At 59.1% G+C, this 9,155-nt stretch carries 10 protein-coding genes; all 10 read right to left on the bottom strand.

All coding sequences use genetic code 11. The annotated features are described in order from the left end of the window. A partial coding sequence (gene dxs / locus JJ869_RS19830; protein WP_292269919.1) for a 1-deoxy-D-xylulose-5-phosphate synthase occupies positions 1–1,343 on the bottom strand: 1,343 nt, incomplete at its 3' end. Positions 1,344–1,534: 191 nt separating this feature from the next. Next, positions 1,535–2,650: a photosynthetic reaction center cytochrome PufC gene (pufC, locus tag JJ869_RS19825; protein WP_292269917.1), complete on the bottom strand. Its 1,116-nt coding sequence runs from the start codon at positions 2,648–2,650 to the stop codon at positions 1,535–1,537. Between the two features lie 2 nt (positions 2,651–2,652). Beyond that, complete coding sequence (gene pufM, locus JJ869_RS19820; RefSeq protein ID WP_292269915.1) at positions 2,653–3,636, bottom strand: photosynthetic reaction center subunit M; 984 nt, start codon at positions 3,634–3,636, stop codon at positions 2,653–2,655. A 2-nt stretch (positions 3,637–3,638) separates the two neighbouring features. After that, entirely contained in the window at positions 3,639–4,478 is an 840-nt protein-coding gene (pufL, locus tag JJ869_RS19815; protein WP_292269913.1) for a photosynthetic reaction center subunit L, read from the bottom strand. 139 nt (positions 4,479–4,617) lie between these two features. Beyond that, positions 4,618–4,773 (bottom strand): light-harvesting antenna LH1, alpha subunit, encoded by a 156-nt coding sequence (pufA, locus tag JJ869_RS19810; RefSeq protein ID WP_085627475.1) that lies wholly within the window; start codon positions 4,771–4,773, stop codon positions 4,618–4,620. Positions 4,774–4,787: 14 nt separating this feature from the next. Continuing rightward, a complete protein-coding gene (pufB, locus tag JJ869_RS19805; protein WP_072778079.1) occupies positions 4,788–4,937 on the bottom strand; it encodes a light-harvesting antenna LH1, beta subunit in 150 nt (49 codons plus the stop codon). A 119-nt stretch (positions 4,938–5,056) separates the two neighbouring features. Beyond that, the gene (gene pufQ / locus JJ869_RS19800; RefSeq protein WP_072778077.1) at positions 5,057–5,284 is read right to left on the bottom strand and encodes a cytochrome PufQ; all 228 of its coding nucleotides are present in this window, start codon (positions 5,282–5,284) and stop codon (positions 5,057–5,059) included. Continuing rightward, complete coding sequence (bchZ, locus tag JJ869_RS19795) at positions 5,281–6,747, bottom strand: chlorophyllide a reductase subunit Z (protein WP_292269910.1); 1,467 nt, start codon at positions 6,745–6,747, stop codon at positions 5,281–5,283. The genes pufQ and bchZ overlap by 4 nt, the downstream gene beginning before the upstream one ends. Beyond that, entirely contained in the window at positions 6,747–8,312 is a 1,566-nt protein-coding gene (gene bchY, locus JJ869_RS19790) for a chlorophyllide a reductase subunit Y (RefSeq protein ID WP_292269907.1), read from the bottom strand. Before bchY ends, bchZ begins: the two co-directional genes overlap by 1 nt. Positions 8,313–8,357: 45 nt before the next feature. Continuing rightward, positions 8,358–9,155: chlorophyllide a reductase iron protein subunit X (locus JJ869_RS19785; RefSeq protein ID WP_292269903.1), on the bottom strand; the 798-nt coding region annotated here is incomplete at its 5' end.

The following is a 9,155-nucleotide window of genomic DNA, read 5'->3' as shown; positions in this document are numbered from 1 at the left end:
GTCATGTTGGGCAAAGCTGCAAGATACCCGACATCGAACGACCCAGCATGGGTGGCACCATCGGCACCGACCAATCCAGCACGGTCGATCGCAAAACGCACAGGGAGATTCTGCAAGGCAACATCGTGAACGATTTGGTCATAGCCCCGTTGCAGGAAGGTCGAGTAGATCGCGCAGAACGGTTTGAGTCCGGACGCGGCCATCGCGGCCGAGAACGTGACCGCATGCTGTTCTGCAATCCCCACATCGAACACGCGCGAGGGGAAACGGTCGGCAAGGATGTCGATCCCTGTTCCACCGGGCATGGCGGCCGTCACGCCGACAATATTCGGATCGCGCGCGGCTTCCTCGGTCAGCGCGTCGCCGAATACCTTTGTGTAGCTGGGCGCGTTGGGCTTCGATTTGGCTTGGGCGCCCGATTCCACGTCGAATTTCGACACGCCGTGGTATTTGTCGGCACTGTTTTCGGCGGGGGCATAGCCCTTGCCTTTGACCGTGCAGCAATGGATGAGAACCGGACCCGTCGCACGCGCGCGCGCGGCGCGCAGCACGGGCAAGAGCTGGCCCATGTCGTGACCGTTGATGGGGCCGATATATTCGAAACCCAACTCTTCAAATAGCGTGCCTGACCCTTGAAGGTTCCCGGTCACAAGCTGGCGGGCGCGTTTGGCCCCCTCGCGCATTGGTGCAGGCAGCGCAGCCTCGAACCCCTCGGCAAGTGATTTCACCTTGGCCAGAGGTTCATTGGCATACATGCGGCTCAGGTAGGATGACATGGCGCCAACAGGGGGCGCGATGCTCATTTCGTTGTCATTGAGGATGACAAACAGTCTGCGGCCTTCGTGGCCCGCGTTGTTCATCGCTTCATAGGCCATGCCCGCGCTGATCGAACCGTCACCGATCACGGCAATCGCGTCACCGGTCGGGCGACCCATGTCGCGGCCAACAGCAAAACCGAGGGCTGCCGAGATCGACGTGGACGAGTGTGCGGCACCGAAGGGGTCGTATTCCGACTCGCTCCGCTTGGTGAAGCCGGACAGACCGTCCTTCTGACGCAGAGTTTTCATCCGGTCGCGGCGTCCGGTTAGAATTTTGTGAGGATAGCACTGATGCCCGACATCCCAGATCAACTTGTCCATCGGCGTGTTGAACACCGCATGGATGGCCACCGTCAATTCAACCACTCCGAGGCTCGACCCGAGATGACCTCCCGTTTGCGAGACGGCAGAAATCACTTCGGACCGCACTTCATGCGCAACCTTCGTCAGCGTGGCATCGTCCATGCGTCGCAGATCAGCAGGTCCGGCAACCCGATCAAGATTGGGAGTAAGGGAGTGTGTCATCTGGCAGTCTCCTCGGGGACAGAGGGAAGAAGGCGTCACGTTTGCCAGGGGGTGCCTAGAAACGTGACGCCAGTTCCTGTAGCCAACAGGAAGGGAACCGGGGTGTTGAGCCCCGTATCCGGTTTTGCGTTTTGGGAACCTGTCAAAACCGGATCTGGCGGATGGTCAGGGCGGCGAACCGCCCAGACCCATCATTCGTAAACAGGCGCACCTGTCGTTGCGAGCTCGGGCCAGTCAGCGATGACATTCGTCCCTTGCAGCGGTTGCTGGTACCCCTTGTGGCAGGTTTTGCAGGCGGCTTTCGGCGCGTCGGCAAAGACCGGACCAAGGCGTTCCGGCGGATACACATCCTCAAGCGGCACGAGGTACTCGTTGTTGATTTCCTGAACCATGCCGATGCCCAGCTGTTCGGTTGACCATTGCGGGGTCACCTGCTCGGGGTCATAGAACGCGCGGCTGTTGTGACAGAACACGCAGTTCACACCCAGAGAGTTGGACACATAGTTCATCAGGCTGAACGTGCGTTCCGTGTCCTGCCATGTGGTGACACCCTCTTCAGATGGGTATTCAGCGACATGGGCTTCGAGATTGTGAACCCCGATGCGACCGTAATCCAGCAGGAACGTCTCCAAAGCATCAGACGGCAGAGACGTGTACTGGCTTTGCACCGTCACCCTGTTCTGAACCGCCGCCCAACCGCCGGCTGCTTCATTGACGGACCCCATCTTGAACCAGATATCCGACGGCACGTTCTGGCCACGGTGGCAGGTGTAGCAAGTCACACCTACTGTCTTGTTGGCGTTGACGTGACCATCCCAGCCTTCGTTGATGGTCTGGGTCATCTGGATCATCCGACGGGCGACAACCTTGGTGTAAAGATCATCGTTGCCGTATTCTTCGACGTCCACGTCACCATGGCAGTAGGCACAGCCCTGATCCGGGGCAACCCAATCCGTCATGGCCAGCATGAGGCGATTGAAGTTGTATTCGGTCAGATCGCCCAGCACCTGAACGTTCTGGTAGATGTCCCGCGCCAGTGGCTCGCCACCTTCCGGCACATAGGGTGCCTCGGAGTACATGACTTCGATGGACGGGTCCGGTGTCCGCACCTCGCGCACGAATTCCGGCCGTGACATCCCCGTTCCGCGTGGACCGGATTGCAGGCTTTCGGTTTTGAAGGGCTGGCCGACCACCACGAGGAACGCAGCGACTGTAACAGCTACCCCCACAGCTCCGATGAGGATCGCCGGACCGTAGATGTTGGTCGGGTTCTCATTGTTCCATTTATCGAACCATTTGGGAAACATGATCAGTTCTCCTGTCCAATAAAGGTTTCATAGGAACCGTAGGCTTCGTATCCGTAAGAGCCGTCATACATCGGAGCGAAGTGATGCTCCTGTGCCCAGATGAACCAGTTGTCCACCACGGTTCCGGTCAGTAGGATACCGATGCCGCCAGTGATCGGCGTCAGAACCGCGAACCACCACGCCCAGCGGTGAATACCTTCCATCGTGGCGTTGAAGCCCATGGTCCAGCGCCAGAAAAGGGCGGCACGTTCGGTGGCTGTTCCGCGGTCAATGATCTGCTCCAGCTCGCGGTCGCCGCCGTAACGGGTCACCGCCAGAATGGTCGCACCGTGCATCGCAAAGAGCAGGACGGAACCATAGAGGAACACGATCGAAAGCGCGTGGAACGGGTTGTAGTAAAGGTTGCCGTACCGGATCGAGAACGCGGTGGTCCAATCGAGGTGCGGGAAAATCCCGTATGGCACCGCTTCAGACCAGGATCCCATCAGGATCGGACGGAAGAGACCAAGGACAAGGAACAGCCAGATCGCCGAGCCGAACGCCCAGAAGACGTGTTTGCCCATCTTGTGTTCCATCGCGAGCAGGTAGGTTCTCGCCCACCAGCTCATCACCGAAATCAGCAGGAAGAAGCTTGCGATGATGTACCAGCCGCCTTCGTTCAGCGGTGGCATGCGCAAACCGTATTCCGGGCTTGGCGGCTCAAGCGCCAACCAGAACAGCTGTCGGATGAACTCGGGGACAGACCAGCCAACTTGTGCCAGCATGTTCAGACCGATGATATTGAGCGCGAGGATACCCGTCGCGAGCGACACCATCCCTGTCCAACCCAGCCAAACGGGGCCAAGCTGTGCGTTGCCAATCCAACCGATCAGGGTCGAAAAGCCTGCTTTGCGTGTGCGTTCATACTCGGCGTTGTCGGTTGCCATGCCCCATTCGGGTTTTCCCTGAACTTGGACCTGTGTGAAAATGTTCTGATACTCAGCCATGATTACATCCCCACATTGGCGCCCCAGATGGGCAATTCGAGCCACCAGTTCCACCACTCAGGCCAGCCCTTCGTCCAGACGGGGCCAGAGATGATGATACAGATCGCGGACCAGAATCCAGCGTTGAGTGCGAGAAGTAGACCAACGCGGTGGATCCCCAGAGTACCGACCGAGTAGCCGATGAAATCGCGGAAGAACGTGTCTTCGTGATCCGGGGTTCGCATTTCTTCACCCTTTTCAGGGTTCGCAGCCGACAGGATCAGACCACCATGCAGCGCCAGCGCCAGCGTCGTGGTGAAGAAGAACGTCACCGCAATCATGTGGGCCGGATTGTAGTGGAAGTGCAGGTAGGCGTAGCCGGTGTTCGACACCCAGTCGAGGTGGCTGAAGATCCCATATGGGAAACCATGTCCCCATGCTCCCATCAAAAGCGGGCGGAACACAACCAGCGTCACATAGGCGAAGATTGCAAAGCTGAAGGCGAAGGGCACATGGTACCCGATACCCAGCTTGCGGCATATCTCGACCTCGCGCAGCGCCCAGCTGCTGAAGGCGCCGACCGCACAGATCGTGATGATCTGCCAAAGGCCGCCTTCCATCAGCGGCGCCATGCCCAGACCATAACTCAGATCAGGCGGCGCGATATTGATGAGCCATGGATTGAATGTGCCTTGATCGGCCGCTCCCCACAAAATGAGGATCGTGCCGAGCAGAGCGAAAAAGGCGGTCGTGACTCCAAAGAAGCCCACGTAGAAAGGCCCAACCCAGAAGTCGAACAGATCGCCGCCGATCAGCGTCCCTCCGCGGACGCGATACTTTTTTTCGAAGCTGAGCAGCGCCATCTTCTTTATCTCCGCGTTTGCCGGCATGCCCCGAACGAGACTCAGCCGTCATGTTTCAGTCACTCAGTTTTGCCGCGGGCGGTCCGGTATCGGGCTCCGCCCGCAGCGATCTTTTGAGCTCTTCCGAGCTCGCGAGCATTTACATGCCAGCGGCTGCTGCGGTTTCGAACCAGTTGATGCCGTTGGACAGCACCACGAGGTGAATCATTGCAGCCAGCAAGAAGAGGAAGACGCCCTGCGCGACAAACACGCGACGGGGATCAAAGATGAGCCAGATCTTGTAGAACTTTGCCATTTTCTAATCCTTCCTCAGAACCACGGGCGCCAGATGAAGGTTGCAAGGTGTGCAACCACTGCAACCGCCGAGAACAGCCAAAGGCCGCTCATGTAGACGGAATGCAGCTCCTGGGCCTGCTCGTCAGTAAGACCTGTGAATGACAGGTCGGTATTATCAGCCATGAACTTTCCTCCGGAACGTTATGCTGACGCCGCACTCCCTGCGGCCGGGTCCCTTGGAGCCAAGGCTCCGCAGGTCCTGTCCACCCCGCCGGGCGGACAGTCTCGCTCCCCCAGCCGTTTCAGGCCGAGAAAATCAGTGGCGTGATCCGATCCGCTTCGCACCATGCGCGCGCCAATGGGCCCCGCATGTTGAGCGTCTGCTTCTGGAACACTTCAAGCATCCAGATCACGAACGCGAAGGGGATCGCGACGATGAAGATGATGCTGAAATAGACCAGGAACTCGGTCCCGCGTTTGGTGTGACCGTGCTTGTGCGAGCGCGTGTCAGAAGAGGTGAAATCCGTCATGTGGTCGGTCCTCCTTGGGAATTTGCAAGGGCTTGAACGGTCTCGACGACGACACGTTCAGCGCCTTGTTTCAGTGCTGCAGCCTCTGCGGCGTCGCGCAGGTTCTTGGCGGCAGAAATACGGGTAAGTACGGGGTGCTGCGCGACGATCCGATCCAGCTCGGATTGTGCGTCGACGTCCCACGGGAAGTCGCGGCGCAGCGGCGTCAAGGTCGAATCCGCTTTGTCCATCTCGCTTCCCAAAGGCAGGATGTGGAAGAGCGCATCGAACAGACCGTTGCAGACTTCCTGAAGCAGATAGGTCGCACCTGCGTAGCCCATCATCGGTGTCCCGGTATGCCTGCGGATCGCGGCACCCGGAAAGCTTGCCGGAATGAAGGTCGGCTGTGGGCCATGCCCCGCCTTCATTTCGGCAAGGTACATCTTTTCGTTGATCGACCCCATCAGAACGAGCGGCTTCTTGGAATGAACCAGCGACCGGACTTCTTCGTTGTTGGTCTTGGCACCGGCAACACGCGCCACGGCAAAGGCGCAAGGCAGGCCCAGATCGCCTTCAAGGTAGTTCCGGATACCGCGCGCATAGGTTTCGTTCGCGACGATTCCGAAGGACGCGGTGGCAAAGAAATCCTGAGTGACAGAGCGCCAAAGATCCCAAATGGGTTTGAGTGTCGAATGCTTTTCCTGCTCGATAAACGGCTCAGGATCGAGGCCCAGCAGTTCCCCCAACTTGCGCAGATACTTGGTGGTTGAATCCATGCCGATCGGCGCCTGCAGGTAGGGCTTCCCAAGGCATTCCGCGAGGCCACGACCGAATTCGCGATACATGCAGATGTTCACATCGGCGTTCACCAGGTTCCGCATCTCGGCCAAGTGGCTGCCCAGCGGCATCACCATGTTGACCTCGGCTCCGATCCCTTCGACCAGACGCCGGATCTCGGCCAGATCGGACGGCATGTTGAACGTGCCATACATCGGACCAAGGATGTTCACGCGCGGCTTTGCGCCCTCTTCGCGCTTCTTCTCGGGAGGCATCCGACCCTTGGTCATGCCGAATTCCGTGAAGATCCACGTCATCGCGCGATCCGCGCTTTCCCACTGATCCTCATCAATGGTGCGAGGCAGGAACCGCTGAAGGTTCGTGCCCATCGGAGTCACGCCGCCACCAATCATCTCGGCGATGGACCCGGTAACGACAACCGCCGGCAGAGCTGGGTCAAGCACACCCCAGGCGCGTTTCATCGCCCCCTCGGTCCCCTCTCGACCCAGCTCCTCCTCACCGAGGCCAGTAACCACGATAGGGAGTTCGTGCGGCGGAAGCGCATCCGTGTAATGCAGAACAGACGTGACAGGCAGGTTTTCACAGCCGACCGGGCCGTCGATTACCGCCTGCAATCCTTTAACGGCAGTAAAGGCGTATACCGCCCCCCAGTAGCCGCCCGCGCGGTCGTGATCTTGAATGAGCATCAGATCATCTCCTCGGCCTTGGCGGCACGCGCCTGTTTGTCGAGCTTCTTCTGATGCTGGGCGCGGAAATCGGGACGCAGGTTCGGGGATTTTTCCCATACGCCTGCGGTGTCACCGGTTCCGACACCTTCGAAGAAGGCCTTCATGTCATCCATGCGGGCCTTGCCCGCGATGGCGGCATTGATGACTTCGGCCAAAGACCCAGCCCCCGCCGGACCCATCAGCGGACGGGCGGAAATGAGGTTGGTGTAATACAGGCCGGGAATGCCCATCTCCTTGGCTTTCTGCACAACCGGAGTCGTGCCGATGGCCAGATCAGGCTTCACGGCTTCCATCGCTGCACAATCGTCTTCAAGCGACGCGCGATAGGTGACCTTGATGCCCTTGCTTTCCAGCCACTCACGGTCAGGTTCGGACCATTTCGTGCGCGGACAGGCGGTGCCGACATAGCGAAGGTCAGCGCCGCTTTCGACCAACAGGCGCGCGACCAGCAATTCGGACCCTTCATAGCCCGACAGCGTGATGGTCCCCTTGATCGGTGTCTGCGCGAGTGCGCCCTTGATCGCAGGGAGAAACGCATTCTGCGCTATGGCGACCTGGGCGGCGGGAATGTTGAACGCATCTCCAATTCCCGCAAGCCAGGCGGCGGTGCCGTCATGACCCACAGGCGCAGAACCCACAATTGGGCGTCCAGCCGCTTCGAATTCCCGAATAGCGGCTGTGTAAAATGGATGGATCGCAGCAACAACACCACAATCAAGCGCAGCATAAAGCTCGCGCCATTCGCGGCACGGCACAACCGGACCAGCGGCCAATCCCATCGGTGCCAGCATGGCACCAATCATCATCGGATCGGCTGGGAACATCTCACCCAAAAGCGCAACAGTTGGTCGATCCGACTTGCCGCCAGCAGGCGCTTGCACGGGACCTGCTTTGATTTCTTCGCGCGCGTAGTTGAGCATCGCGCCCGCCAAAACATCCTTCGCCTCGGCATGTGTCGGAATACCAAAACCGGGCACGTCGATGCCGACGATGCGGACGCCGTTGATCTCTTTCGGAAGCAGCCGCAAAGGAACGCCAGAGGCTGTCGGAACACATAGGTTGGTGACAACGATGGCATCGAACCGCTCGGGATCGGCCATTTCGTGCACGCTTTCCCGGATGTCTTCGTAAAGCTTGCCCGTAACCAACGTTTCCGAGTTGAACGGTACATAGCCGACGGACCGACGCGCACCGTAGAAGTGGGACACGAAGGTCAGACCATAGACACAGCAGGCGGACCCTGACAGAACCGTCGCAACCCGCTTCATCCGCAAACCGACACGCAGCGACCCAAAGGCGGGACACATGCTTTGTGGTTGGTCGTGCGGACCTTTCGGATAGTCCTTCGCGAACTGATCCAGCATCTCGGAATTGCCTGCCAGTCTGGCGGCCTTTTCCATCTCGGACCCAGAGTGACACCCAAGACCATCCGCCAGCACGGGCGCATCGGGGGCGTCGACCCGTGGTTCCCCACGGATCACTTCAACCTCTGCCGTCTCGTCGTATGTTGCTTCGTTCGTCACGTTGTCTTCTACTTTCGTTCCCAATGGCGTTCCGGGGGCTAGCCGTCACGCTTCGTCGTAAATCACTTCCAAGGATTCCTGCGGCGCAGCGTTCTTGCCGCGCATGTCCATGTCGGTCGCTGGCACAAGCGTGTAACCCGCACCGGTTTCGGACCCGTCGAACAGCTCCAGCAGGCCGTCTTGCGTCAAAGGCGCAGGACGTACGGGCGGAGCTTCACCCACGTTCATGCCAAGTTCGGCAAACAGCGCACCCCATTGAGATTGGGCTGTGCCGACGATCTGGTAATTCGCGGATTTCTTGCGGAGGTCATCGTCCTGCGGGATCGACGCCAGAACCGGGATCTTAACCGCTTCTGCAAAGGCTTGTGCCTCACCGGAGCCATCATCCTTGTTGATGACCAGCCCCGCGACACCCACGTTGCCACCAAGACGACGGAAATATTCGACCGCCGAACAGACGTTGTTTGCCACGTAAAGCGATTGCAGGTCGTTCGAGGCGACGAGGATCACCTTCTGTGCCATGTCGCGGGCAATGGGCAGACCAAAGCCACCACAGACCACGTCACCCAGGAAGTCGAGCAGAACGTAGTCGAAATCCCAATCGTGAAAGCCGAGCTTTTCAAGCAACTCGAACCCGTGGATGATTCCGCGACCGCCGCAGCCACGACCCACTTCGGGCCCGCCAAGCTCCATCGCGAAGACACCGCCACGCTTGAAGCAGACATCGCCGATCTTGACCTCTTCCCCGGCCAGTTTCTTTTTGGTCGAGGTTTCAATGATTGTCGGGCAGGCCTTGCCGCCGAACAGAAGGCTTGTGGTGTCAGATTTCGGATCGCAGCCGAT

It is taken from the genome of Marivita sp. (assembly GCF_017643905.1).
GTDB lineage: Bacteria > Pseudomonadota > Alphaproteobacteria > Rhodobacterales > Rhodobacteraceae > Marivita.
The sequence above is the reverse complement of the archived record's forward strand: the minus strand, read 5'-3'. Positions and strand labels throughout refer to the sequence as shown.